General features: G+C 61.1%; 3 protein-coding genes. All 3 read right to left on the bottom strand.

What is annotated here, in order from left to right:
- A partial coding sequence (gene katG, locus OXG98_20205; protein MCY3774335.1) for a catalase/peroxidase HPI occupies positions 1-1,444 on the bottom strand: 1,444 nt, incomplete at its 3' end.
- Between the two features lie 136 nt (positions 1,445-1,580).
- Positions 1,581-2,195 (bottom strand): glutaredoxin, encoded by a 615-nt coding sequence (locus OXG98_20200; GenBank protein ID MCY3774334.1) that lies wholly within the window; start codon positions 2,193-2,195, stop codon positions 1,581-1,583.
- Positions 2,196-2,227: 32 nt separating this feature from the next.
- Positions 2,228-2,688, bottom strand: a 461-nt coding sequence (locus tag OXG98_20195; GenBank protein ID MCY3774333.1) for a heterodisulfide reductase-related iron-sulfur binding cluster, incomplete at its 5' end; no start/stop codon positions are given.

Below are 2,688 nucleotides of genomic sequence, written 5' to 3'. Positions count from 1 at the left end.
GGCGAATGCGCGCCCCGTTCGCCCCGCCGCGCTTGTCGCTGCCGCGGAACGTCGAAGCCGACGCCCAGGCGGTCGAGACGAGTTGCGAGACGGACAGCGCCGAGTCGAGGATCCGGCTCTTGAGCGCGGCGACGTCCTGCGCGTCGATCAGCGCATGGTCGACGGCGGGCACCGGATCCTGCCACAGGAGCGGCTCGCCGGGGACCTCCGGGCCGAGGTAGCGCGAGACCGGCCCCATGTCGCGGTGCGTCAGCTTGAACCACGCCCGGGCGAACGCATCGGCGAACTCGTCCGGGTTCTCGTGGAAGCGCCGAGAGATCGATTCATAGATGGGGTCCGAGCGCATGGCCATGTCCGCCGTGGTCATCATGGGCGCGTGCCGTTTGTCCGGGTCGTGGGCATCCGGCACGGTATCTGAGCCCGCGCCGTTCGCGGGCTTCCACTGCCACGCGCCGGCAGGACTCTTGGTAAGTTCCCACTCGTAACCGAACAAGGTGTCGAAGTAGCTGTTGTCCCACGTTGTGGGAGTAGAGGTCCATGCGCCTTCGATGCCGCTGGTGATCGCGTCGCCGGCCTTGCCGCTGCCGAAACTGCTTTTCCAGCCGAGGCCCTGCTGCTCTATGGGAGCGCCCTCCGGTTCGGGACCGACATAGGTGTCCGCGGGAGCCGCGCCGTGGGCCTTGCCGAAGGTGTGACCACCCGCGGTAAGCGCGACGGTCTCCTCGCCGTTCATTGCCATACGGCCGAAAGTCTCGCGAATGTCCCGGCCCGAGGCGAACGGGTCGGGATTGGCGTTGGGACCTTCCGGGTTCACGTAGATCAGGCCCATCTGGACCGCGCCGAGAGGCTCCGCGAGTTCCCGGTCGCCGCTGTAGCGCCTGTCGCCGAGCCACTCGTTCTCAACGCCCCAGTCAATGTCCGCCTCGGGTTCCCAGATGTCCTCGCGCCCGCCGGCGAATCCGAAGGTCTTGAATCCCATCGACTCCAGGGCGCAGTTGCCGGCCAGAATCATGAGATCGGCCCATGAAATTTTTCTGCCGTATTTTTTCTTGATCGGCCAGAGCAGCAGGCGCGCCTTGTCCAGGTTGCCGTTATCAGGCCAGCTGTTGACGGGGGCAAAGCGTTGGTTGCCGGTCCCGCCGCCACCGCGGCCGTCGCCGATCCGGTAGGTGCCGGCGCTGTGCCACGCCATGCGGATAAAGAATGGACCGTAGTGACCGTAGTCGGCCGGCCACCAGTCCTGTGACGTGGTCATCAGTTCATAGAGGTCCTGCTTTACCGCGGCCAGGTCCAGGGTTTTGAACTCTTCAGCGTAGTTGAAATCCTCGCCCATCGGGTCGGACCTGGAAGAATGCTGGCGTAGAAGATCCAGTTCCAACTGGTCCGGCCACCAGTCCCGGTTTGTCGTACCTCTGCCACCGGCGCCATTGCCGGCTTTGCCCATTACCGGGCACTTGCTTTCGCTCATGATTTTCTCCTCAACATGACATGATCAGGGAAACTCTGATTTAACCAGAGTTTACAGTTCAAGAAACAATGCTTTCGCGCTTAACTCTTAGGCAAAGATTGGACGTTAAAGTTCAGCGCGCCGGAGAGAGGGAACACTGTCCCCGCTCCGGGTTCGGTTCCACTTCGGGCAGGTCAAGAATGCGCTTCAGTTCATCGGCGCCGCCCACATAGCTCCCGTCCAGCCAGATCTGCGGCACGGTAACCGGGGTTTTCGGGCCGATGATCGGTTTTACCCTTGCCAGCATTTCATACAGCGAGCGCGGGTCCTTGACTACATCGTGGTACTGGTAGTCGACTCCGGCCTGTTCCAGGTATCCCTTGGCGCGCACGCAGTGGGGGCAGGTGGCCTTGCCGTAAGCGTGGTTACCCTGTATCTGTGAACTGCCTGTTGCTTCCTCAATGACTGACTGGGTCAGTACGCCCCGGTTCAGGGCCGCACCCTGGGAGATGATCCTGCCGTTAACCAGTACGATCGGGGCATGCCAGCCTCCTTTGGGCAGGGGTTTCCACCACTCCGTGAGCCAGTCGCGCATGTCGAGTTCGACGTCTATACCGGCCAGGTCCGAATCTATACAGTCCTGGATTATGTCTTTGGTCAATGCACATTCCCCGCAGGGGATCTTGACCTTGAAGGGCCCCCACTCACCGGCCCAGCGGAATACGGTGATGTTTACCGGGTTGTTCATGCTTCACTCCTGGTTGTCATATGGTTTGCAGTTTAAAACGGCTTGGGGCCGCCTGTCGCCCAGTCAAGCAGTTCTGCCGTATGCACAAAGGGGACATCGGTGAATTGCCGCAGGTGCATCATGCAGGCCATGTTGCCGCTGGCCACGACGTCCACGTCTGCCTGGTCAATACAGGCCGCTTTTCTTGCTCCCAGTTCAGCGGCGATCGCTGGTTGCAGGATATTATAGGTACCCGCCGAGCCGCAGCACATATATTTTTCCGGCAGTTCCCGTACCTTGAAGCCGGCTTGCTGCAACAGGGTCTGCGGTTGTATGTCGATTTTCTGGCCGTGTTGCATGGAACAGGGACTCTGGTAGAGGACACGGACCTGCTCCATTTCGCCATTTTCGGTCACGCCATGCTGCTCGGATAAAAATTCAGTTATATCCCGGGTCATGGCGCTGATTTTACCGGCATCTGCCGCCAGGGACTCGTCATGGCGGAACAGGTGGC

This window comes from Gemmatimonadota bacterium, from assembly GCA_026706345.1.
Lineage (GTDB): Bacteria > JAAXHH01 > JAAXHH01 > JAAXHH01 > JAAXHH01 > JAAXHH01.
The sequence above is the reverse complement of the archived record's forward strand: the minus strand, read 5'-3'. Positions and strand labels throughout refer to the sequence as shown.